The 24,065-nt window shown below is 49.9% G+C and carries 17 protein-coding genes; 14 read left to right on the forward strand and 3 right to left on the reverse strand.

What is annotated here, in order from left to right; translation table 11 throughout:
* The first annotated feature begins 142 nt into the window (after positions 1-142).
* The 6 genes from lptA to HC248_RS16085 all read left to right on the forward strand — a co-directional run bounded on the left by lptA (position 143) and on the right by HC248_RS16085 (position 6,929).
* Positions 143-757, forward strand: a complete 615-nt coding sequence (gene lptA / locus HC248_RS16060; RefSeq protein WP_168923899.1) for a lipopolysaccharide transport periplasmic protein LptA — start codon at positions 143-145, stop codon at positions 755-757.
* A gap of 7 nt (positions 758-764) precedes the next feature.
* Positions 765-1,568 (forward strand): LPS export ABC transporter ATP-binding protein, encoded by an 804-nt coding sequence (gene lptB, locus HC248_RS16065; protein ID WP_168923369.1) that lies wholly within the window; start codon positions 765-767, stop codon positions 1,566-1,568.
* Between the two features lie 11 nt (positions 1,569-1,579).
* Positions 1,580-3,151, forward strand: a complete 1,572-nt coding sequence (locus HC248_RS16070) for an RNA polymerase factor sigma-54 (RefSeq protein WP_168923370.1) — start codon at positions 1,580-1,582, stop codon at positions 3,149-3,151.
* A 10-nt stretch (positions 3,152-3,161) separates the two neighbouring features.
* Positions 3,162-4,496 (forward strand): THUMP domain-containing class I SAM-dependent RNA methyltransferase, encoded by a 1,335-nt coding sequence (locus HC248_RS16075; protein WP_168923371.1) that lies wholly within the window; start codon positions 3,162-3,164, stop codon positions 4,494-4,496.
* A complete protein-coding gene (locus HC248_RS16080) occupies positions 4,493-4,906 on the forward strand; it encodes a putative toxin-antitoxin system toxin component, PIN family (RefSeq protein WP_168923372.1) in 414 nt (137 codons plus the stop codon). The genes HC248_RS16075 and HC248_RS16080 overlap by 4 nt, the downstream gene beginning before the upstream one ends.
* Positions 4,907-5,159: 253 nt before the next feature.
* Positions 5,160-6,929: a hypothetical protein gene (locus tag HC248_RS16085; protein WP_168923373.1), complete on the forward strand. Its 1,770-nt coding sequence runs from the start codon at positions 5,160-5,162 to the stop codon at positions 6,927-6,929.
* Here the strand turns inward: HC248_RS16085 and HC248_RS16090 are convergent.
* Entirely contained in the window at positions 6,920-7,900 is a 981-nt protein-coding gene (locus HC248_RS16090) for an IS30 family transposase (RefSeq protein ID WP_168920864.1), read from the reverse strand. The genes HC248_RS16085 and HC248_RS16090 overlap by 10 nt on opposite strands.
* Before the next feature lie 190 nt (positions 7,901-8,090).
* Between HC248_RS16090 and HC248_RS16095 the strand changes: the two genes are divergently transcribed.
* From HC248_RS16095 to HC248_RS16115, 5 genes are all read left to right on the forward strand, one after another.
* On the forward strand, positions 8,091-9,938 hold the full coding sequence (locus HC248_RS16095) for a hypothetical protein (RefSeq protein WP_168923374.1): 1,848 nt from the start codon (positions 8,091-8,093) through the stop codon (positions 9,936-9,938).
* Between the two features lie 575 nt (positions 9,939-10,513).
* Positions 10,514-11,560, forward strand: a complete 1,047-nt coding sequence (gene hflK, locus HC248_RS16100) for an FtsH protease activity modulator HflK (protein ID WP_168923375.1) — start codon at positions 10,514-10,516, stop codon at positions 11,558-11,560.
* Positions 11,557-12,507 (forward strand): protease modulator HflC, encoded by a 951-nt coding sequence (hflC, locus tag HC248_RS16105; protein ID WP_168923376.1) that lies wholly within the window; start codon positions 11,557-11,559, stop codon positions 12,505-12,507. Before hflK ends, hflC begins: the two co-directional genes overlap by 4 nt.
* A gap of 637 nt (positions 12,508-13,144) precedes the next feature.
* Positions 13,145-14,101 (forward strand): TAXI family TRAP transporter solute-binding subunit, encoded by a 957-nt coding sequence (locus tag HC248_RS16110; RefSeq protein WP_168923377.1) that lies wholly within the window; start codon positions 13,145-13,147, stop codon positions 14,099-14,101.
* Position 14,102: 1 nt separating this feature from the next.
* Positions 14,103-17,108, forward strand: a complete 3,006-nt coding sequence (locus HC248_RS16115; RefSeq protein WP_168923378.1) for a bifunctional diguanylate cyclase/phosphodiesterase — start codon at positions 14,103-14,105, stop codon at positions 17,106-17,108.
* A gap of 263 nt (positions 17,109-17,371) precedes the next feature.
* On the opposite strand, the gene HC248_RS16120 is transcribed toward HC248_RS16115, so the two are convergent.
* Positions 17,372-18,562 carry an EAL and HDOD domain-containing protein gene (locus HC248_RS16120; protein WP_168923379.1) on the reverse strand — a complete coding sequence of 397 codons (1,191 nt, stop codon included), beginning with the start codon at positions 18,560-18,562 and terminating at the stop codon, positions 17,372-17,374.
* 468 nt (positions 18,563-19,030) lie between these two features.
* Between HC248_RS16120 and HC248_RS16125 the strand changes: the two genes are divergently transcribed.
* Together HC248_RS16125 and HC248_RS16130 are read left to right on the forward strand one after the other, a co-directional pair.
* Entirely contained in the window at positions 19,031-19,906 is an 876-nt protein-coding gene (locus tag HC248_RS16125) for an alpha/beta hydrolase (RefSeq protein ID WP_168923380.1), read from the forward strand.
* Positions 19,907-20,041: 135 nt separating this feature from the next.
* Positions 20,042-21,526 (forward strand): M81 family metallopeptidase, encoded by a 1,485-nt coding sequence (locus HC248_RS16130; protein WP_168923381.1) that lies wholly within the window; start codon positions 20,042-20,044, stop codon positions 21,524-21,526.
* Positions 21,527-21,608: 82 nt separating this feature from the next.
* On the opposite strand, the gene HC248_RS16135 is transcribed toward HC248_RS16130, so the two are convergent.
* The gene (locus HC248_RS16135) at positions 21,609-22,277 is read right to left on the reverse strand and encodes an SDR family oxidoreductase (protein ID WP_238342659.1); all 669 of its coding nucleotides are present in this window, start codon (positions 22,275-22,277) and stop codon (positions 21,609-21,611) included.
* Between the two features lie 253 nt (positions 22,278-22,530).
* On the opposite strand from HC248_RS16135, the gene HC248_RS16140 reads away from it, so the two are divergent.
* On the forward strand, positions 22,531-23,967 hold the full coding sequence (locus tag HC248_RS16140; RefSeq protein ID WP_168923383.1) for an NAD-dependent succinate-semialdehyde dehydrogenase: 1,437 nt from the start codon (positions 22,531-22,533) through the stop codon (positions 23,965-23,967).
* Positions 23,968-24,065 lie beyond the last annotated feature (98 nt).

The following is a 24,065-nucleotide window of genomic DNA, read 5'->3' on the forward strand; positions in this document are numbered from 1 at the left end:
TGTGTTCTTCTTATTTTGTTACGCTCACTTTGACGCTGTGGCAATCAGATACATTGCAAAAGCTGAGCGTTCAAACGCATGGCTACAATAAACAATCTATGCAGCAAGATTCGTGCCCCTTATGAAAAAACTCCACGCCCTGATGGCTGTCCTGGCAACCGTGACAGCCCTTTCCGCGACAGCAGCTTACGCCCAAAGTGCGCCAAAAGCCGACCGCGATATGCCCATGAATGCTGAGGCGGACGCACTGCGCTACGACGACCTCAAGCAAACCAGCGTTTTCACTGGCAATGTGGTGATCACCAAGGGCACCACCATTATTCGTGGTGAGCGCGTCGATGTGCGCCAAGACCCCCAAGGCTATCAATTTGCCACCGTCATCGCGCCCGCAGGCAAGCGAGCCTTCTACCGCAAAAAGCGCGAAGGAGTTGACGAGTACATTGAAGGCGAAGGCGAATTAATCGAGTACGACAGTCAAGCCGACATTGTCAAATTCACCCGCCGCGCTGAACTGCGCCGCTACAACGGTACTACCTTAGTCGATGAGACAAGCGGTGCCTTAATTACCTACAACAACAACACCGATGTCTTCACAGTAGACGGCGGCGCGAAAAACAGCACTGCCGCCAACCCCACTGGCCGGGTACGCGCCCTGCTCTCACCACGCACAGCAGCAGCGCCGCCCAAAGTAGCGCCAACAACTACCCCCGGCCCGGTGCTACGCCCTAGCCTGCGCTTGGGCGCGGACAAAAACTAAGAAACGCATGCAATCGGGTAACACCACCTCACCACTCAACGCATCGAGCGCCAGCAACGCCGTACCAGGCACCAGCCAGTTAATAGCCAACGGTCTACAAAAAGCCTACGGCAGCCGCAAGGTAGTTAAAGACATTTCGCTAGCCGTCAAAAATGGCGAAGTCGTGGGTTTACTAGGCCCTAACGGGGCTGGCAAAACCACTTCTTTCTACATGATTGTGGGTTTGGTGCGCGCCGATGCCGGCAACATCAGCATTGACGGCCAGCCGATAGAAAACATGCCCATACACCGGCGTGCCAGTCTGGGCCTGAGCTATCTGCCGCAGGAAGCCTCTATCTTTCGCAAACTTACAGTACAAGAAAATGTGCGCGCAGTGTTGGAACTGCAATACGATGCTGCCGGCAAACCACTCAGCAAAACGGCCATTGATCAGCGCTTAGACACCTTGCTAGAAGACTTGCGCGTCTCCCATCTGCGCGACTCGCCAGCGCTAGCGCTGTCCGGTGGTGAGCGCCGCCGCGTCGAAATCGCCCGCGCACTAGCCACCCAGCCGCGCTTTATCTTGCTTGACGAGCCGTTTGCTGGCATTGATCCGATTGCCGTGATCGAAATTCAACGCATCATCGGCTTTTTAAAAGCCCGCGGCATAGGTGTTTTGATCACCGACCACAACGTGCGCGAGACACTGGGCATTTGCGACCACGCCTACATCATCAGCGACGGCCAAGTTCTGGCCAACGGCACGCCAACAGAAATCGTCAACAACGCAGATGTGCGCCGGGTCTATCTGGGCGAACATTTCCGAATGTAGGCACAGCGCAGATGAAACAAGGCTTGTCACTGCGCGTCTCGCAGCATCTGGCGCTCACGCCCCAGTTGCAGCAATCGATTCGCCTGCTGCAACTCTCGACCTTAGAGCTCAGCCAAGAAGTCGAACAAATGCTGGACGAAAACCCTTTTCTAGAGCAATCCGAAGACAGCGCAGCGCGCGAGGACTTCGGCCTAGACCAAGTTGACTCGCCGGTCAGTCAAGAGGCTCAAGAATTTGAATCCGTCGCCGAATTCACGCCCTCCCACGACTCGACCAGCAGCAGTCAAAGCACTAGCGAAAACTCAAACGACAACGACAGCACGCCCGAGATCAGCTCTGAAGCCAAGCTCGAAGAAAGCTGGGACGGCGACGGCACAGTAGAGACCTCAGCAGACGACGGCGAATGGGGCGGCGACGCTCAGCCACGTAAAAACAATGGCGATGACAGCGACGCCGATGCCTCTGATTTGGCCCGCAGCCATGAGTCGCTGCAAGACCATCTGCACCGCCAAGCGCTTAGCCTGCGCTTGTCTGAAGAAGACCGCGCCGCGCTGTACTTTTTAATCGAATCACTCAACGACGATGGCTATTTGGAAGACAGCCTAAGCTCGCTCGCCGCAGGTCTAGCCGGCGCTGAACCCGAGCAGCTCGAAGACCGTGAAGATCTAGAACAGCACTTCACAATTGCCCTCAAGCTGCTGCAACACATGGAGCCCGCCGGCGTAGGCGCACGCCACTTGGCCGAATGCCTAAGCCTGCAACTGCTCGAATGTGAAAGCAGCCAAGCGGTGAGTGCGGCCAAGGCTATTTGTCGCCAACCCATGGAGTTACTGGCCAAGCGCGACATCAAGCGCTTAGTTCATCTGTGCGGATTTCCTGACGCCGTCATACGCGCAGCGATTGCTCTCATCGCCAGACTTGACCCCAAACCGGGCCGGCGCTTTATCAATGTTGAGCGCAACCTAATCGTGCCCGATGTGCTGGTCACCAAAGTCGCCAAAGGGTTTAAGGTCGCGCTTAACAGCGACGTAATGCCGCGTCTACGCGTGCACGACATCTACGCCAACGCCCTGAAGCAACACAAAGGCCAAGGCGGCCCGGCACTCACCCAGCGCTTGCAAGAAGCGCGCTGGTTTATCAAAAACATACAGCAGCGCTTTGACACCATTTTGCGAGTCAGCACCGCCATCGTCGAGCGCCAGAAAAACTTCTTCACCCACGGTGAGTTAGCCATGCGGCCGCTGGTGCTGCGCGAGATCGCAGACGAGCTCGGTCTGCATGAATCGACCATCTCACGCGTGACCACCGCCAAATACATGAGCACGCCGTTTGGCACTTTTGAGCTGAAGTATTTCTTCGGCTCAGCGCTGGGCACAGAAACCGGCGGCAACGCATCTAGCACCGCAGTGCGCGCGCTGATTAAGCAGTTTGTGAGCTCAGAGAGTTTAAAAAAACCACTGAGCGACAATCAGATATCCGAAATGCTCAAAGAGCAAGGCATTGAATGTGCACGCCGCACCGTCGCCAAGTACCGGGAAGCCCTGCGCATAGCGCCGGCAAGCCTGCGCAAAGCCCTCACCTGAATCTAGAACTATGAACCAACTTCAACTATTCCTACCCTGCGCCGCCGGCGTCGAAACCTTGCTGGCCACCGAGATCAAACGCGTCACCGGCATAGACGGCAAAGCCTGGCGCGCCGGCGTACAGCTGCAAGCCTCGTGGCGCGATGCCATGCTGCTGAATCTGCACAGCCGCCTAGCCCAGCGCGTGTTGATCGAGTTGCAACACCGCCAATACCGCAGCGAGCAAGACCTCTACAACGCCGCCGCCGAAGTGGCGTGGGAAATTTGGTTCACGCCCAAGCAAACCTTTAAGGTTGAGATCACCGCCCAGCACAGCCCGCTGACCAGCTTGAACTTTGCCGCGCTAAAAATCAAAGACGCGATTGCCGACCGTTTTCGCGACAAGTTCGATGTCCGTCCCGATGTCGACACGCGCTGGCCAGATGTGCGCGTCTACGTCCACCTGACCACAGAAACCGTGACGATTTATATCGACAGTTCAGGCGAGCCACTGTTTAAACGCGGCTGGCGCGAAGACAAAGGCGATGCACCACTGAAAGAAACCTTGGCCGCCGCCATGATCGCCGCCAGCGGCTGGGATGAATTGTGCAAGCAAGGCGTAGCACTTTATGACCCCTGCTGCGGCTCCGGCACGATTGCCATCGAAGCGGCGCAAATTGCCTGCAACATCGCGCCCGGCATTAACCGTCGCTTTGCTTTTCAAAAGTATTTACCGTTTCAAGCCCACGTCTGGGACGGCTTGCTAGACCAAGCCGAAGCAGCTATTACCGAGCCCACGGCAGAAGTCTTTGGCAGTGATGTGTCGTTTCGTATGGTCGACTTTTCTGAGCGCAACGCAGAGCGCGCCGGTGTTGCTGGCGCAGTTCAGTTCAGAGGTGGCGACGCACTCCAGCGTATGCCGCCAGTCGCCTCCGGCGTGATGCTGGTTAATCCACCCTATGGTGAACGTATCGACGTCGCCGGCGTAGCTGGCATACCCGCGCTGCAAGGCAGAGACCAAAGGCGCAGCCAGTTTCAAGGCCAAAACATTGACGAGTTTGGTCAACCCGTGGCGCGCGACGAATCCCCACAAGTTAGCCGCGACCGCAGCAACAACCCCGGACGCGAGCAAGCCCAAACCGAAACCGGCGAGCAAGCGTCTGAATTTTTTCCACAGCTGTCCGCGCACTGGAAGAAAAACTACGCCGGCTGGACGGCCCATGTGCTCACGCCAGACCTTAAGCTGCCGGGCAAAATGCGCCTCAAAGAATCGCGCCGCGTACCGATGTGGAATGGCCCAATCGAATGCCGCTTGTTCCGCTTTGACATGGTCGCCGGCTCAGCCCGCAACAAGCCCGCAGCATGAGCACTGGCGCATTGCTGGTGCTTGACACGAACATAGTCTTGGACTGTTTCGTGTTCTCTGATCTGGCTGCCAAACCAGTCGTGCAAGGCTTGCAATCCGGTGAGTTTGACTGGATTAGCACCCAAGCCATGCGCGATGAATTAGCCCGCGTGCTGGGCTACCCACAAATCGTGCCGCGGCTTAGTTACTACAAACTCAGCGCCAATAATGTGCTGGCAGCGTTTGATCAATACGCGCGTCTGGTGGAGGTAGCACCCAAAGCAATGCTCAACTGCCGCGATGCTGATGACCAAAAATTCATAGACCTAGCCATCAGCCACAAAGCCCTGCTGCTAAGCAAAGACAAAGATGTGATGAATATGCAAAAAAGACTGCTGGCTTATGGCGTGCAGGCACAACGCGCATCGTAAAAGTCTGAGCCTTAACTTTGAGATGATCCATTAGCGGCTGTGTGCAAAAACAGCCATTGCAACGCAGTGCTTAGTTCCCTTGATCACTTTTAAAAGGCAGAACATAAGCGGCTGGTGTGACCCATTTTTTAAATTCCTCGATAACACCGCACTCACAGTCAGGCGCGTATCCTGAGACAACAAAACTGCCAGTAGTCAATTGTTAACCTATGCGATAGGATTTGCGGATATAGAACATATCAGCAGGAACAATATGCCTAAATTGATTAGCTTGACATCAATTTTCAAACTGCCCACAACAAAAAGAGCGAGTTCAAACGCTCAAGCAGTAAAACCAAATTTGACTAAACCAGAGCAGCACAACACGCTCAAGCCTGTCACCATCCACCTAGCGCAACGTGATGTGCGCGCAGCAAGTTCTACGGCAACTAAGCCAATACCTGAATTAAGGCCTAACCCCACTTTAGGTCCCGCTTTAGGTCCCGCTTCAAAAAGTAGTCAAAGTGTTGAATCAAATAGTAGTCAAGCTTTAGAAAGTAAAGCGCTACAGCCCACCCAAACCAGCATCACGAATATTGAAGCATTCGTTGTGGCCGCCTCTGGCGATAAAGTTCAACTAAAAAAACTGCAAGCCGGCAAAGGTGATCAGCCATCCAGCGTACTGACACAACCCGTACTTTATGACGCCGTAGAAAAATTACTCTACATCGTCAGCAGTGAAGGTAGCAAGCTGACCGTTCCGCATAAGGTCTGCGAAATCGGAGGTGAAGCAGTCATTGGTGGAGACGGTAACCCCGTCGTTATTTTGACGAATCGAAAAGGACAAGAGTCTTACTTCATCGTTAATCAAGAAACGCAGACCTTGCAGCCGAGTAACCCACTGCTACAAAAATTAGCAGCAGAAACGCATGTTATTGGCGGTCAAGCATCTAGCGATGCAAGGTATTTACAAAAGGCTGACCTTAGAAGTTTGGCAACATCTAATGGCGCTGATCTGATGAAAAATATTTTTATTCATAACGGCACACCCGTAGTCAAGATTCCAAATAAAGATAAATTATCTTTTGTCTATCGCTCGCTCGAAGATTTTTCAAAAGATATAGAAAACCATATAGGTCTTGAAATTAAAAAACTTTCAGAGTCAAAAACGTCTGTAGCGCACGCCATACGGATTAAAAAAGAAACCGAAAAAAATATACCCTTTTTAGAACGATTGAAACAAGCCAGCGTAATTTATAAAGCACTGCTTAAGACAGAAAAAATTTCTGTTCCTGTCATATCTGGGCAAATAAAAAATATCGTGGAATTTAATCATTCACCCGGTGGAGAAGGAATTCAATTAGTGCATAAAGTGGGTGATAAAAATCAACAGTCTTTAGTGGAGTACAACCCAGCTGATGAATCTCTCTATGTGCGAGTTGGTCAAACAGACATGACAATTCCGCATGAGGTTTTTAAAGTTAAAGGTGAACCAGTGAAAGACTGCGACGGCAATCAAATTGTCGTTGTTCAGGACGAAGATGGGGCAAATGACTATTACGCTATCGACGTTGATGCCGGAGCACTGCTGCCTATCAAATCACTCCTTACACCATTGGCAAAAAAAGATGAAAGCTTCATTATTGATAAAAACAATGATGCGTATCAAAAATACAAAAAAAATATTGATACAGCAGCCTTAATTAAAGAAAACGTAAACTCTTTACGAGAGCGTGTCTTTATACATAGCGGCATAGCCATGCTAAAAGTCCCGACTACACAGGGAGATCCTTTATTTGTATTTCGCCCCCTTAGTAAAGTTTCAGAAGAAATAATTTTACTTAATGCCGAAATCACAAGTAAATTTTCAGAATCAAAGGCAACAGGAAAAGATCTGATTACTTACGAAAAAGAAATAATCGAAAGATTAGATTTAGCTAGTCGTTTAGAAAAAATTAGCACGACATATAGTGAACTAGCAGAAGAATCATTTGGTGTTTTAGAAAAAACAGAAGCTTTTAAAAGCAGGCGGATTCAAGCTTGAAGTGCAACCGTATGCTGATAGGACTCTAACTGTTCCATAAAAACCTGATGCGGCGTTCGATACCCTAAACATTTTCTAGGACGATGATTGAGCCTGTGCATCGCTAAAGCAATGTCATCGTCGGTGATGCAATTAAAGCGCATCCCCTTTGGGAAAAACTGGCGAATCAAACCGTTCATATTCTCGTTCGCCCCACGCTCCCACGAGGCGTATGGATGGGCGAAAAAGAAATCTGCACTCAGCGCAGAAGCTATTCGTTCATGCTGGGCAAATTCCTTGCCGTTATCAGTCGTGAGAGTGTGCACGCAATGAGCGAACGGTTTGAGTAAAGTGATTAACGCGTCCCCTACGGCTTGCGCTGTTTTGAATGGCACGTGGAAAATTATTGAATAGCGAGAGACACGCTCATTAATCGTCACTAGTGCTTGCTTCTGCCCGGCACCAATCACCAGATCAGCCTCCCAGTCGCCAAAGCGCGCACGCTCAAGCACGATGTCGGGTCGCAGTTCTATTGAGACCTGGTGAGAGATGGTGCCGCGCCGTTCACGGCCACTGCTGCGTTTTTTTCGCGTCTTCTGGCAACGCAGTGTTTTATGCAAGGTGCCGCCCGCGCGTTTGTCAGCGTAGATGTACTGGTAAATGCTCTCATAGCTAACACCGGGTTGGTGGCTAGCTTCGAGGTGGCCGCTGATTTGCTCGGGGCTCCAAGCCTCAGCCAACTTTTCCTCCACTACAGCCCATGTCGAGTCAGCAACTCTAGGACTATTGGCGCAGGCAAGTCTACGTTCTTGGGCTTTGTCATTTGCCTGCTTAGGGCGATAGCCTCGTAGACCGCGGTTACGACGCAACTCACGGCTGATGCTCGATTTATCACGGTCCATCATTTTTGCAATTTCACTTTGATTGAAGTTTGCTTTGACGAGGATTGCAATCTGGTAACGTTCGTCACGGGTGAGGTGTGTGTAAATCATTCTGGGCAACTTTGACTTGGTAGTCGGGAAGCTTGGATGCTCTCACATCTCACCCACCCGTACGGTTAATTTCAAAGTTGCACTTCAGACTTGAATCCGCGGCATCAAAAACTACCAGCTTAAAAATTTATCCGCAATCGCCAGTGGTATTGAATTTGAGGCGGCGCGCAAAGCAATCCATACCGAATTTTTGAGCCTAGAAAAAGAGCTTCAAAAAGAGTGGCCTACAAAAGGACATAACGGAATTATTGGAAAAAACACCTTGCACAGCATAGTGCAAGACAAGGAAAGAGAGATCTTAAAAAATTTGCTTAGTCAAATAATGATTAACGCACTAAAAAATGAAACTGACTCAGAAAAAAGAGATGACTTTTATGACAGAGAAAAACCGGTACTCGTTGGAATGCTGGGGCGTAGGCAAGCTATCTTTAAAGATTTATCTAGTTCAGTACAAAGTCTTGTAGTAGAAAAAATTTTTACTAAACAAGAAGGTGAAAAATTTGTACAAGAACAAATCTTAAGAAAATTAAATATATCGATGGAATCTTTGCTAACCAGCAGTATGTTTTTATTCAATCCACAAAATGGTCTGCTAGACGCTAGTGACCAAGACCTATGGGTAGGCGACTTCGATGATCTGGTTTGGACTATGGCAGCGGGATTTGCGAATCAAAATATACCTGCGACTCAAGCGTTGGAAATAGTGCCTAACCCTTCAAGCAATATAAAAACACATAGATTTTCACAAATAGTCTCCGAAACTGGCCAGCAAGCTTTAGATATTCTGTCTGGTAAAGCAAGTAATTTTACCGGCTTCATACGCTCAATATCAGCAACGTCAACGTCATCGTCAAGCTCGACTTCGACTTCGACTTCGACGGAGTCTACTAACTTATGGGAAAAAACTAAAACAAACACTTTGGAAAATATACGAAAAATGGTGGATACGTCACTTGAAAAAATGGCAGATCAGGATGAAAGCGCGGCAAATATCGCATTCAAAGAAGGGATTCAAAAATTTTTTCAAGATCTGGTGGTTAACAATTTTTCAAGAGTGGAAAAAACTAGACCTATCGCCACATTGTCACCAGAAAAAATAAGTGATTTAGTCGCTCAAGAAGCTAACGCCTTAAAAACTGAAGAACGTCAAAGAGGAAACCCTCATTGCTATATCGACAATATAGTGACTCTGGTCGATACGCTAAACACTTCGACTATTTCTGAAAAGACATCACCTAAAAAATATTTGGAACAACAAGAATTTTTTAAAGCAGAAATTCCTCTAACAGGAAATCGTACATTTTTCACAAAAATATTGGATTGGTTTGCAGGGCGTTCAGCAGAGCAGTCTGCGCTTTTAGGAATAGTCAACAGTTTGCCAGATAAGACGCTTGCCAAAGCAGATAAATCTGCATTGAGAAAATATATACAAAGCAATAAACCCACACAAATCATTATGAATCTAGGAAAAGTGGTTGGCTTCAAAATTGAAAAAAAGGGAGCAAACAATACACTAGAAAAAATAGACGATATTTCTACTGAGAATGCATCGCTTCAGAATTTTTTTAATCTAATCAATACAACTAAAACTGGTTTAGACAAAAATAACCGTAGTGAAATATTAGAAAAAATAAAAACTGCATCGAATACATGTCCCGACAAAATAAAAGCTTATGAAGAAAGTCGCCTTAGAACTATAAAAAGTCTGATGCAGGGACTAGAAAAATTAAACCCAATCCAGCAACCTGAAGAATTTTTACGACACTTTCAGAACCCAAGCGTATTCAAATTTGATTTAATAAAGCCCCTGTTAGATCCGTCAGATACGGCTTACGAAAAAGAAAAAAAGCTGTTTGTAGATGTTTTACGTCAAGGTTTTTATCACGCCTGTAAGCAGCCACCAGTGCCAAATAGTTTGGTAATCATGTTCTTTGGTCAAATCACAGAAAAAACAATGGCTGCCTCGGCACTATTGGTTAGCAAACCCTGGCTAGACAGCCAAGAAGTTTTGAAAGCCAGTGGACTAGTATTTTCGTAATTAGAAAAATTAAAGCAATTGACGTACTTTATAAATACAGCGTGATAAATAGCGATCAACCCACGCCAAATTCACGCTGACCTTAAAAGCGCGCATCTAAAAAAATGCCAAGAAATAAGGCTAAATAATTTCACTGAATCACGCATCGACCAGTTTTTTATAAAGATTTGAGTTCAGGTAAACACTTAAAGTTAAGTGGCTTTTCTTTACCGTAAAGAGTTAATTCTTTATCAAAGCTTACAATAACCTTTCAAATGCATTAATTCGTTGACCAATGGAAGTAAAAAAAGTTAGCTTCTGCCCAGCGAATGATGAATAAAACAATCCATTCAGACCTCTTGCTATAACCGGCAAAAAGTCATCACTCCGACGCTGCACTTGACGCACGCGCTCAGCCACCCCGCAACCCGTTCGGCTAAAGACAGCCGACAACCGTGACAAGCGCCACACGCTTTACGGACCGCGGACAACGCCATCGCACCCTTAAGAGTGCGGCGCTGTTCACACTTTTTTTATCTCTCTAGATACGCTGCCGCATGTCGCGCAGCATCGCCATCTTCCTTGAAAGGAAAACCATGTCGATTAAAGACCCCGAAGACGTCGTCGAAGCGATTCGCAAACGCGCCAGCGCGCTCGGCAGCAAAACAATAGGCACGGTTGCCGTTGGCGTGCTGCTTTTGTTTTTTGTCGTCACAAGCTGGTTCACTGTGCAACCCGAAGAAACCGGCATAGTGCAGCGCTTTGGCGCGGTCAACCGCACGGTTGGCCCGGGCCTACATTTCAAGTTTCCTAACGGGATTGAAAAAGTGCGCATGGTGCCAACAGCCCGCGTGCTGAAAGAAGAGTTTGGTTTTGTCACCACCTCTACTGGCGGTCCTCGCACCCAATATGCGGACAACAGCAACCCGTTCAAAGAAGTCTCATTAATGCTAAGTGGCGACCTTAACGTGATCGATGTGCAGTGGATTGTTCAGTACCGAATTGAAGACCCGACCAAATACTTATTTAACGTGCGCCAGTCGCGCCAGACCATACGCGACACCTCAGAAGCAGTCATGCGCAGAGTGGTCGGCAACCGTTTAGGCAGCGATGTCTTGACTGTAGGCCGAGTGGCTATTTCCTTGCAGGTGAAAGAAGAAATGCAAGAAATTCTCACGTCCTACGGCACTGGCGTGAGGCTGGTGACGGTAGAGCTGCAAGATGTGACGCCGCCAGACAGCGTCAAGCCGGCGTTCAACGAAGTGAACGAGGCGCGCCAAGACAAAGAGCGCACCATTAACCAAGCGCAAGAGCAAGCCAACCGTGAGATTCCCAAAGCACGCGGCGAGGCCGTCCAGACCGTCACCATCGCCGAAGGTTATGCCCTAGAGCGAGTCAACCGTGCAAAAGGCGAAGCGACGCGCTTTACCGCGATTCTGACCGACTACAAAAAGTCCCCAGAAGTCACCCGCCGCCGTCTTTACCTAGAAGCCATGGGCAGCATATTGCCAGACGCAAAAGCCGTCTACATCGTCGACAGTGAACAGCGTGCCATGTTGCCATTGCTCAGCATGGACGGCGGCCAGTTGACCGCACCCGCCAGCGGCTCAACAACCGGCATTAAAGGAGTAAAACCACAATGAAAAAATCCATCAACATCGGTTTTGGGGCCTTGATTCTCGCGGCCATCGTCGCCTTCTCAGGCACTTTCTACACTCTGGAAGAGGGCGAGCAAGCCATCATCGTTCAGTTCGGTCGGCCTATAGGGCAGCCCGTCACCGACGCTGGTCTGCATGTCAAAGTTCCGTTTATTCAAGACGTTCGCTTGTTCGAGAAACGCTTGTTAATCTGGGACGGCGCACCGAACCAAATCCCCACCAAGGGCAGAGAGTTCATTTGGATAGACACAACCGCGCGCTGGCGCATCGCTGATGCCACGACTTTTCTTGAAAGTGTCGCCACAGAAGCGGGCGCCCGTTCCCGTCTGGACGACATCATCGACTCGGTGGTGCGTGACCAAGTCTCGGGCAGCGAGTTAGTCGAGCTAGTACGCAGCGCCTCATGGAAAGCACCAGGCGACAAGGTAATGGAAGAAGTGCCAGCAGAAGTGCAGGCGCAGTTAAACCAAAAAATCTCGCGCGGCCGTGAAGAAATCACCCGCAACATTTTGACCGAAGCGCGCAAAATCATGCCCCAGTACGGCATAGAGTTGGTTGACGTGCGCATCAAGCGCCTTGACTACGTAGAAAGCGTACGCGAGCGGGTTTATTCGCGGATGATTTCGGAACGTAAGCGCATCGCCGCGCAGTTCCGCTCAGAAGGCGAAGGCCAAAGCGCCGAGATTCTCGGCACCATGGGCAAAGAGCTGAGCGAAATTCGCTCCAGTGCTTACCGCAAAGTTCAAGAGATCCGAGGCAAGGCCGACGCTGAAGCGACTCGCATTTATGGCGAAGCCTACAACGCCGATCCTGAGTTTTATGCATTCTCTCGTACCTTAGAAGCCTACAAAGAAGGCCAAAACGAGAACTCGGTGATGATCCTAACAACCGACAGTGATTACTACCGGTATTTGAAAAAGGCCGGTAAGTAAAAAGCAAAGCCATCAGTGCGCGCTGGGCTTGTACTACTAGCTACAAGGCGCGTACTAAGTAACTGATGAGCGAATACCAGCGCAGTGTCCGGCATCAGACGCTGCGCTGATAAGCGCTCATTACTCGCCTAGCCGCAGGGCGTAGATCGGTTTAGAGACAGATGCGCTCACTCGTATCACTTATGGCTAACGGTCTATGTCCTATTGTCCATCAAAACAACGCAGAGCAACACTGGAACAAGGTCATAAAAAGTCAAGAAAAGTGACAATTTAGACCACTAAAACATTTGAATACCTTGGCGCTTATGTTTGACGCTGCTGGCCACCCGGGCGGCACGGTCAACATTGCAAGCATCCACAGGTTTGACTAGACGATGTCAAAGACATGATTGAAGAGCCGCTATTAAAGCTTGTTGACTGATGAAATTCGCTGACAAAGATGTGCACTGACAGGTGACTGGTAGATTTGCACAAAAAACGCTCAAAGCGATACTTGAGCAAGTTGTATATCGCAGTATCAATCGATAAAATTAACATTCGGATCGAAGCTAGTTTTATTGCTAATGTGCGCATCAATGCCGTGCCATACTCGACGCTTTCGGTTGATTTCCCCGTCCGTCTTCTCTTGGATTTTTATATGCGTCACAAGTCAATCCTATTTGCCCTATTGGCTGTCGTACTGACCATAAACAATGTCAATGCACAGCAATACTTTCGCATTGGCACAGGCGGCACATCGGGCACTTACTACCCAATTGGTGTGCTGGTAGCGCAAGTCGTTTCACAGCCCAACAAAATCATAGCGTCAGCGCAGACTAGCAATGGCTCGCTTGGCAATGTAATAGGCATCGCCAGTGGCTCTATAGAGTCGGGGTTTGTACAAGCCGATGTGGCGAGCTGGGCGCAAAAGGGCACCGGTATCTTTGAAGGCCGACCCGCCTTGGGTGAGTTGCGGCTGATCGCCAATCTCTATCCCGAGAGCTTGCACATGGTGGTCAGACAAGACTCAGCGATTCAATCCGTCGCAGACCTCAAGGGCAAACGGATAGCGCTCGATGAAGTCGGCTCAGGCACATTAGTCAACGCGCGCCAAGTGCTGGCAGCTTATGGCTTAGAGGTAACGGATGTAAAAGCAGAATACATAAAGCCTAAGCAAGCAAGCGATAAACTCAAGGCGGGAACTCTGGACGCTTTTTTCTTCACCGGTGGAACGCCTGCAATGGCGATTTCCGAATTAGCCGATAGTGGTGTCGGCATCAGATTGCTGCCCATAGATGGCGCTGCGGCCGTGCGTTTGCGCGCCACCAGTAGTCCCTTCTTATTTAATGATGTGATACCGGCTAACACCTATAAAGGCGTAGGCGCAGTGCAAACACTGGCGGTTGGCGCGCAATGGGTCACCAACGAAAAAATCAGTGCCGACACTGTCTATCAGATCACCAAAGCTCTGTTTACGGAGTCATCCCAAAAGGTCTTGCGAAGCGGTCACCCTAAAGGGCTTTTCATCACCAAGGAAAATGCGGTCAAAGGGGTAGGTATTCCCTTTCACCCCGGTGCCATGCGCTTTTACAAAGAAATCGGAGTGCTGAAGTAGCATGAAACTACCGCAGCGTTACGTGCCAGCTTTGCTAGCCGTATTGACGGGTGTAGTGCTTTTCGCAGCGATTGGTTACAAGCTTGTACGTGAACGCAATGTTGCGATCGAGGTCGCACGCACACAGACTCAAAATCTAGTCGGAGTGCTTGAAGAGCATGCGCGCCAAACCCTTCACCGGGTTGGAAACCACTTAAGCCAAGCCAGCGAAACGCTAGAAGAACAGCGTGTGGCCAACATCACCGATAAAGCATTACTTCGCAATAAATTGATTGCGATTTTGCCAGCCGATAGATTGATTCGCGCATTCTTAGTACTCGATCAAAAAGGCAATGTGCAACTGTCAACGCTAGAGTTAGGCGAGCCAGCGCCAAAAAATCTAGCCGACCGCGACTACTTTTTCCCGCATATTGAGGGGTCTGATCGCGAGCTGGTGTTTGGTGCGTTAGAGAAAAATCCAGCGGATGGCAATTGGACGCTACCAGTCAGTCGCAGTCTGACCTCAGCCAATGGCAAGTTAAACGGGGTTCTTGTCGCATTGGTTGAACCGCGCTATTTCCAATCTTTTTACGACTCGATTGATAGCGGCGAGAAGGGCTTGCTGTCGTTATTCCTGACCTCGGGCTGGGCCGCAGTGACGACCCCGCACAACGCCGCCTTGCTCAATCGTAACTGGTTGAAATCACCCTTGTTTCGAGTTTATATGCCCAAGTGGCCAACCGGTACCGTGCATGAAGTTGAAACTATTGACGGTGTAGAGCGCATCTACAGCTACCGCGTGATGAATGATTATCCGGTGGTCTTGAGCTACGGCCTGTCAATGGATGCTGTACTGTCTGGATGGCGCAGAGTCGCTTGGATGGACGGCATTTTGCTACTCGTCGGACTGATGGCTTTGACAGGCGCGAGCCTGGTGCTCACGCGTCACGACAAACGTCGCCGCGCGACTGAAAAAATACTGGACGAAAGCCAAGAGCGCTACCGCGTCTTGATCGAATCGTCTCCAGTCGGCATCGCCGCTCATAAGGATGGTCGATTCGTTTATGTGAATCCGGCCTGTATCAAGATGTTGGGAGCAACCTGCGAAGCCGATTTATTGAAAAAACCAATACTAGACTTTGTACACCCCAGCTTCCACCGCGCCGTAGTAAAACAGATTAAAAAGCGTTTTATCGACAATGGCGGCGCAATCGACAAACTAGAAGTCAAACTTGTGTGCTTTGATGGCCGGGCAATTGACGTCGAAGTTGAGGGAACCTTGATTCCGTTTGAAGGCAGTAAAGCCTCGCAAATTAGCATAATCGACATCACCGATCGAAAACGCGCAGAAGAAAGTCTGCGCGTTGCGGCTATCGCATTTGAGGCGCAGGAAGGCATCATCGTGACCGATGCCGACAAGATCATCCTTCGCGTCAACAGTGCTTTTACTCGCATCACCGGCTACAGCGCGAATGAAGCGATAGGCAATACCTCACGCCTGTTTCGATCTTCCCGCCACACACCAGAATTCTTTGACAACTTATTGAAAGTTATCACTGACTCAGGCATTTGGCAGGGCGAGTTGTGGAATCAGCGTAAAAATGGTGAGGAATATCCGACCCGACTCTCGATTACTGTCGTGAAAGACATTCACGGACAACTCACCCATTACGTCGCCACCATGGTCGACATCACACAAGACCGGGCAGCGGCAGATGTGATTAAAAAACTAGCCTTCTATGATTCGCTGACAGAGCTGCCCAATCGCCGCCTGCTGATGGATCGCTTACAAGAGGCGGTAACCAGCAGCGCACGACATGACCGGTATGGCGCCCTGCTGTTTTTGGATCTGGATCATTTCAAGATACTCAACGACACGCAAGGGCACGACGCTGGCGACGCGCTACTGCAGCAGGTCGCACGGCGTCTGACTAGCGTGGTACGCGAGGACGACACCGTAGCCCGTTTAGGCGGGGACGAGTTTGTGGTTTTGCTTGAGAATTTAAGCGTGAACGCGCTGGACGCCGCCGAACAAACACAAGTCATCAGCAACAAAATATCACTCGCCTTGAGCCAGCCATACACATTGGACGAGCACCAACACCACAGTACGGCCAGCGTGGGCGCGGTGCAGTTCAAAGGTCAACAACAATCAGCGGCCAATTTACTCAAGCAAGCCGACATAGCCATGTATGCAGCCAAGACCGCCGGACGCAACACATACCGTTTGTTCGATCCAAAAATGCAGGCCTGTATTAGCGAGCGCGCCGCCCTAGACGCTGACTTGCGACTAGCGCTGAGCGAGCAGCAGTTGCGCTTGTATTTTCAAAAACAAGTCAGCCACGACGGACACACTGTGGGGGCCGAAGTGTTGCTGCGTTGGCAACATCCGCAGCGCGGTCTAGTACTGCCAGACCAATTCATTCCACTGGCAGAAGATTCTGGACAGATTGTGGCGATTGGTGCTTGGCTGCTATTAGAGGCCTGTCAGCAGTTAAAGCTCTGGCAGAGCGATCCACAGCACAGCACATTGACGCTGGCCGTGAACGTTAGCGCAGGTCAGTTCAGGCAGAGCGACTTTGTCGAGCAGGTAAAGCACGCGCTGCAGACCACAGGCGCACACGCAGACCATCTCAAACTCGAGCTAACCGAGAGCACTGCGCTCGACAACGTCGACGACACGATAAGCAAGATGAATGCACTCAAAACGCTAGGCGTGCGCTTTGCTATCGACGATTTCGGCACCGGTCAGTCTTCACTGTCTTATCTGACGCAACTGCCGCTAGATCAAATCAAAATTGACCAAAGCTTTGTGCGACACATAGGCAGGCGGCCGCAAGACACATTGATAGTCCAAACCATCATAGGCATGGCCCACAACCTCGGCATGGAAGTGATTGCCGAAGGCGTCGAGACTCAAGCGCAATGCGATTTCTTAGTCAAGCATGACTGCTTGCTGTTTCAAGGTTATCTGTTCGGCCGGCCAGTGCCGCTTGAGGATTTCAATCTTAATGCCGCAGACAAGTGAGTCAGACGTCATCGCCGTATATTGTTAAATCGCTCCCCTATCAAACAAATTTCGATCCTGAACTCAGCACTACAAATTTCGTGTTTGCAGATGCGTATTTTTCGTTTTTTCATTGAAACCTAGCTTCACAGAATTGGCGCGATTAGAGGCAAAAGTCGGAAAGACTCAGCGTCAAACTTCAGCCTGTCATGAAACCGCAGGGCTAAACAGATGTTTGCATTTCTCTAAAAGCAAGCGCCCGTTTTAAGCCCTAACCACAGACCTTAAAGCTTGATACTTTGCGCCCAAACGATTGCGGCGAAGTGCGCCTGATTGATGCGCTCGGCATCCATACCCATGGCTTTGGCCATCGTTGCGACATCGCCGTCCTCTGACTCACAGGCCACAGCCAAAGCCAGATACGGTCCATAGACACCGTCATAAGAGCGCAGGGCTTGGAGGACAGTATCAGGCAACACCACATGGCTAAAAATCTCATCCACTGGAATTTCCAGCAACTGGTCTAGCAGTGAAAAAATGCCCACGATAAACAGGCTGTCGACTTCACTTTTGGGCAACCTGCCTTGGCCTAGCAATTCAATAAATCGCCCACGAATAATCGCCGTCTGCAACATGGCGGGACAAAAACCAGATGTGCAAGTTGTGACGAGTAATAGTGAAAGCCAGCGAAACAGTGGCTTGTAGCCCAGCATAGTCACCGCTTGGCGTACAGACGCAATGTGACCGCCTAGACCAAATCTGGCCGAGTTCAAGTGACCCAGCAACCTCTCTGCAATACTGGCGTCTTGATTCAGTAATTTTTCTAAATGCTGAATGTCGGCATTGTCTTGAACTAGCTGCATCAATTGAAGAAGCAATATCGCCTGCCAGCTTAGCTTTTGGTCTGGGTTGAGCAGACGTGGTGTGGCGCATAAATTTTTGAAAAATCCGCTAACACCCACGCGCGCACGGGCATCAAATGCTTGCCAGCTTGGTAACTGATCCACTACCACAGTCAAAGCAATTTTTCTGTTTTTAGCTAACTGAGTCATAGCGAGTAAATCGGGATGTGCCGAATCAATTTTGAGATGAGTTATCAAGGACAACACCACTTCGTCGGTTTCTAAAAAAACCAAATCTGCATCACACAGCGCCAGCTTAAAACCTCGGCTGCGCAGCAATGTTGCCCGTGCTAAATGGTCTTCATCTACCAAGTCGGCGCAGTTAAGCATCAACACCGTATCAGCTGGCGGCAAGGCATTGAGCGCTGCAGCGCCAAACACAGCAGGACTTGCGTCCAAAAATAAAAAACCTAACTTAGCCGTGTCTATGTGTTGGGCAACAAAGTTCAGCAATTTTGGAGATTGCACGTCGCCCTCACTAAGGCTATGTTTTTGCCATGCCAGTTTGTAGCCCACAACGTTTTGCTTAGGGTCTAGCAGCGGCAACCGCACGAGATAATTATTTTCAATCATGGATGAGTCAAATCCTAATTTGAGAAAGACTTTTAAGTCTTCTATCCGCTAAAACCAACAACAGAAATTTTTGGTGTACGACAAGAAAAAAACTAATCAATTTTTTAAGTATAGATTCAATTTTGTTGCAGTTTTTCAATAAGCAGAGCGAGTAAAAACTCCTTAAAAAATGAGTAAGAATAAAAATAAAGATCTATTTAGAAACACTCTTTATTTCGATTTTTGTCGCATAAATAGTCATATGCATTTAGTTATCGGTGATGACTAAGCCAATTACCAGCACACAGATATTTTGAACACATCTATTAGATAGTACGTATAAATAGAAAAAATTTTAAGAATCTAATTTTGGTTACAAAAATATGAATCTGCCTAGGGAAAACGAGAAGTGTGTACACATCACATCGCCGTCTGTCAGGCCTAAAATAAAAAATCAAAGTCAAAAAATTCAACGCTGAAAAGAGAAATATGCGCCTTCCTATTTTGTTAAACCGTCTAACACTAGCACTTGGTTTATGCCTTGGTCTATCTATCAGTAACAGCACTTTTGCAGGTGCAGTTTTTTCCGATGCAGCAGGCAGTCAAGCAATCGGAAGAGATGTGAAGTTTACGGTTTACTTGCCTGACGGCTACAAAGAAAGCACCCAGCCTTATCCGGTGGTTTATTTGCTGCACGGTGCTGGCGGTGACGAGAATGAATGGCGTACCAAGGGCGGTGCAGTAGAAACACTAGACGGTCTTATTAAACGCGGTCTGATGCGTCCATCCGTCGTCGTGATGCCTACCGTTGGACCAGCGAGTTGGTGGGCTAACGGTGCAGCAGAAAAAAGCGAAAGTGCCATCATGGACGACTTACTTCCGTATGTGGAAAGCCGCTATAAAGTCACGCGTGATCGAAAGGGCCGCGCTATTGGCGGGCTTTCAATGGGCGGCTATGGCGCATTAAATATCGCACTGCGTCACCCAGAAAAGTTTTGTGCGGCAGCCATCATCAGCCCAGCGATTTATGATCCTTTGCCACCCGAGGCATCTGCGTCGCGCCGCACGCCGCAGTTCGTGCGCAACGGTCAGTTTGATCCCGACACTTGGCGGGCGTTGAATTATCCGGCGCAGTTACCCGCCTACACGGCACAAGCGCTGCGCGTACCGATGTGGATTGTTGCGGGTGATCACGATTACCTAGGCATTGCACAGATGTCCGCTAACTTGTTTGCGCGTATTCATCAGATTCAACCCAAGCAAGCTGAGCTGCGAATCGTGAATGGCGATCATGAATGGCTGGTGTTTCGCGATGCACTGCCAGAGGCGTTGCAATATGTTGACCAGTCCTGCTCGCGTAGCTAATGCCTTGTGAGTGACGGGTTGACTTTCCCAATCTGTCAGTGAGCGGTGCGGTCATGCGCGATAAAAAACCTGGACATAGGATATTGGCTAAATCGCAACCGGTCTTTCCCTTAACTTCAGCAGGAGTTGATCGTCATGCAGCGCAAGATTCTCATCGCTCGTTTCAATCATGAAACCAATACCTTCTCGCCGATTGAGACAACGCTTAAAGCCTTCAGTCCGAAGTGGAAACTAGACGCCTACAAAGATCAAAAAGGTGCACGTACCGCTATGGGTGCATTTTTGGATATTGCGGAGTCTGTCCTCAATGCATCACTCATCACGCCAGTCAGTGCGACCGCCAATCCCAGCGGCACTGTCGCGGCGCAGGCTTACGACACCATATGCACAGCCATACTTGAGGCCGTCGCGCAAGGATGCGATGCCATCATGCTGGATTTGCACGGTGCGATGGTGACTGAAAATGCCGCCGATGGTGAAGGCGTATTACTAGAAAAAATTAGGCAAATCGCGGCCAACGTGCCTATCTGTGTCGCGCTAGATCTGCATGGCAATGTGACGCAAAAAATGATGGATAACTGCGACATTATTGTCGGCTTTAAAACCTATCCACATATAGACATGTATGAAACGGGAATGCATGCGGGACTGCTACTTACTCGTTTGTTAGAACAAAAAATCAAGCCGGTAATGGCGTGGCGTCAACTACCGTTGTTGTCGCATACCTTGATGAGTAATACCTCAGAGTCGGCGATGCAACGCGCGGTTTTTGCAGCCAGCGCAGCACAAACTGAACCAGGTGTGTTGGCGGTCTCCATCATGGCGGGATTCTCCCTCGCTGACTTTGAAGACGCTGGCGTGTCGGTTGTGGTTGTCACTGATCAAAATGCTGATTTAGCCGATGCGGTCGCTGCCCGTATCTCAGAACAAATCTGGGCCGACCGCGAAGGATTTATTTATACCAGCGAGCCGCTTGCAATATCGTTGCAGCACGCACAAGCACTCGCATCAAGCGCAGCTACTGGCCCTGTGCTGTTGCTAGACCATAGTGACAATGTGATGTCGGGCGGCAGTTGCGACACCATGGATGTGCTCGAAGCTGCGCTGCAAGCAGGTTTGAGTGACATCGCAGTTGGACCAATTTGTGATCCCGCAGCGGTGGCAGAACTGGTTAATGCCGGCCTAGGCGCTACAGTCACGATTGCGCTGGGCAATAAGACTTTTTTAAAGTCGCAAAACTTGCGCAAAACACCCGTCGTATTAACCGGTGTTGTTCGCACTATCAGCGCCGGTGAATTTCGCGTGAGTGGGCCCATCTACACCGGCTCGACGGTGAAAATGGGGCGTACCGTGTTGTTTGATATTGGAGCGGCGCAAATCCTTGTAACCCAAGAACGGATTGAGCCCTATGACCTAGGTCTCTTTACCAGCGTCGGCATAGTGCCTGCAGAAAAAACCTATTTGCTGCTCAAGTCGCGTATGTATTGCCGACCCGTTTTCGAGCCAATTAGCAAAGGACTGATCGCCTGTGATTCTGATTCTGGTGGTCCGACTAGCTCTAACTATTCCTTGTTTCCATTTAAGAAAATTCGCCGACCGATTTATCCGCTGGATTTGTAATCGATTGGTTTTGAATTTTCTAAGTGACGTTTTAGCGGCCAAAACTTACCAAGGTTTTAGCGTACAAATTTAGTTCTCAGCGCTACACCCAACCACCACACACAGGGAAAACCTGACCGACAAAACAATTCGCGTTGTCACTACAAAGATAGGCGGCGAATTCAGCATCTTCGCTGGCGCCCACTAGTCGGCCCAGTGGTACTTCGCGCTTTATGCGCTCTTGAAATTTTGGATTGGCTTGTACTTCTGAAGGAAAGTAGGTGGGGTTGTCGACAAAGTTTTGGGCAATCGCATTGACCTGAATATTGTGGCTGGCCATTTCCACCCCAACCGCTTGAACGTAAGCCAGTTGCGCGCCACGCGCAGCACTGTAAGTCGACGCTCGCTTCATACCGCGCAGCGCTGAAGCGCTGCCCATCACCAAAATCTTGCCGCTGCGACGCGCAATCATCGCAGGTAACACCGCGCGACATAAGCGCGGCAGCGGGTTCACGAGTGCTGCAAATATGTCACTCCACTCATCATCAAGAACGTCAGTCACCGCAGTACTAGGCGCAGGCACCGCCAAATTCACAACCAATATATCGATCTGCCCCAGAGCAGCGATGAGGGACGCCGGTGCGTCTGGATGCAGTAATGAATCAGTACTTTCAAGCACTGTTGCGCCGTGCGCTGCAAACACTTGGCACAAAACTGGCCCCATGAACACATCAGCGTTGGTGATGAGCACTCGTTTTCCGATCAAGTTCATATTCGCCATAAGTTTTCTTTGTGATGATTTGTTTTGAAAACACCAGTCTATCGCTTGTCAAAAATCAAAATCAATTCAAGCAAAAAACAGTTATTACAAAAAATTCTCAAACCTGCGGTCGCCACTGCGACTTGTCTAGCGGATTTAAATGACGGGAACGATACGATGCAGAGTCCAATAGATTAGTAATTCGAGACCTCAGATTTCCAATCTCGCCATTGAATCTTCCCCGCAATACTTTGAAGGAACACAGATGAACTACCCGACAACCCAACTTTTTATTGATGGTCATTGGCAAGATGCAGCTAATGCCCGTACGCAAGCTGTTTTCAACCCAGCTGATGGCAAAGAAATTGGCCGCGTCGCGCATGCCTCCACGGCTGACTTAGATCGCGCACTGGCAGCTGCTGCCAAAGGGTTTGAGACTTGGCGCAACGTGCCGGCGTTTGAACGCTGCCAAATCATGCGCCGCGCAGCTGGCCTTTTGCGCGAACGCGCTGATGCAATTTCTTCATTGATGACCCAAGAACAAGGTAAGCCCTTGGTGGAGGCGAAGATGGAAGTCATAGCCGCAGCCGGCATCATGGAGTGGTTTGCTGAAGAAGGCCTGCGGGTTTATGGCCGGATCATGCCTTCGCGCAATCTCGCCGTGCGTCAAATGGTGTTGAAAGACCCGGTCGGGCCGGTTGCGGCTTTCACCCCATGGAATTTTCCTATTGCCCAAGTGGTGCGTAAACTGGGCGCTGCCTTGACGGCCGGTTGCTCCATCTTGGTCAAAGCTGCAGAAGAAACACCAGCCAGCCCAGCCGAACTGATTCGTGCGCTAGCCGATGCCGGCATTCCTGCGGGTGTGATTGGCTTGGTCTATGGCGACCCGGCCGAGATCTCAAACTATCTCATTGCCCATCCTGTGATCCGAAAAATCACCTTTACTGGCTCCACACCGGTTGGCAAACAATTGGCGGCGATGGCGGGTAAATATATGAAACGCAGCACCATGGAACTGGGCGGTCACGCGCCCGTGATCGTGGCAGAAGATGCGGATGTCGCGTTGGCGGTGAAGACTGTGGGTGCGTCTAAGTTTCGCAATGCTGGACAAGTTTGTATCTCGCCGACACGGTTTTTGGTGCATGAAAGTTTGGTCACCGAGTTTGCCAACGCACTGGTGTCACATGCACAGTCCCTAAAAGTGGGAGATGGTTTGACTGAAGGTACGCAGATGGGGCCATTGGCCAATCCGCGCCGGTTGTTGGCAATGGCTGACTTAACGCAAGACGCGCTCAGCAGCGGTGCGCGGCTCGCCACGGGCGGTGAACGCATAGGCGAGCAAGGCAATTTCTGGGCGCCAACGGTGCTCATAGATGTGCCGTTAAAAGCGCGGCTTTTTAATGAAGAACCTTTTGGACCGATTGCCGGTATTCACAGCTTCAAAACACTTGACGAAGCGATTAACGAAGCCAATCGCTTGCCATTCGGGCTTGCCGCCTATGCCTTTACCCAATCGCTAGCGACCTCGCATGCGCTGGCGCAGCGGGTAGAAGTCGGCATGCTGTGGATTAACCAAGCCGCTGCGGCTTGGCCTGAAATGCCGTTTGGTGGCGTGAAAGATTCTGGCTACGGCACTGAAGGCGGACCAGAGGCGATAGAGGCTTACCTCAACACACGCGCGGTTTCCATCATGAGTGTTTGAGGGTCGCCGTAAAACTTTGGGCTGGTGTCTGAATTTGCAGACTTAGACATTTGCAATGCCAGCAGGTCAGTCTTTCAAAAACCAGTTGGGGGTATCGC

Source organism: Polaromonas vacuolata (assembly GCF_012584515.1).
In the GTDB taxonomy this organism is placed as follows: Bacteria; Pseudomonadota; Gammaproteobacteria; order Burkholderiales; family Burkholderiaceae_C; genus Polaromonas; species Polaromonas vacuolata.